The 835-nt window shown below is 44.3% G+C and carries 1 protein-coding gene; it reads left to right on the top strand.

What is annotated here, in order from left to right; genetic code table 11:
* Window positions 1–19 precede the first annotated feature (19 nt).
* Window positions 20–835: cation:dicarboxylate symporter family transporter (locus tag AC5V8P_RS25815; protein WP_495474085.1), on the top strand; the 816-nt coding region annotated here is incomplete at its 3' end.

The following is an 835-nucleotide window of genomic DNA, read 5'->3' as shown; positions in this document are numbered from 1 at the left end:
AGTTTGGAGGAAATGATATATGGATACCTTCTTTATTATTTTGAATGTCATCGTGCTGCTTGCACTGCTCGGCGTGTTGGTCTGGATGCAGAAAAAGCGCATCTCTTTTACAAAAAGAGTATTTACCGGGCTCGGCTTCGGACTGATCTACGGGGCTATTCTTCAATACGCTTATGGGGCCAGCTCAGAGGTCATTACCAAATCGGTCGATTGGTTCAACCTTGCAGGTAATGGTTATGTCCGTTTGCTGCAAATGGTCGTTATTCCGCTGATCATGGTGTCGATTATTTCAGCTATTATGAATCTAAAGGGAAGACAGAACCTTGGCAAAATAAGCGTGTCCATTATTGCAGTACTACTGATTACAACGGCAATTGCTGCTTCAGTAAGTATTGTAACCAGTCTGTCTTTTGATCTAAAAGCAATTGAAATTCAAAAAGGGGACAAGGAGCAAGCGCAGGGCCTGAAGATGGAAGAACGTCTGGGAACAGTCCAGGATATGACCATTCCACAGCAGGTATTGGAGTTTATTCCTTCGAATCCTTTTGAAGATATGACGGGGGCACGCCGTACATCGACCTTGGCCGTGGTTATCTTCTCGGCTTTTATTGGGGTAGCAGTACTCGGTTTGGATCGTAAAAAACCGGAGCAGGCGCAAACTTTCCGCAAAGTGATCGACGCAGTATACGCTGTAGTGATGCGGATTGTAACGCTAGTGCTGAGATTAACGCCTTATGGTATTTTAGCACTGATCACGAAAGTGGTAGCTACGACAAATCCGGATGAAATCTTGAAGCTGATCAAGTTTGTACTTGCTTCTTATGTGGCTTTATTG

This window comes from Paenibacillus sp. N119s, assembly GCF_059447605.1.
This window is presented reverse-complemented; position numbering and strand designations above follow the sequence as displayed.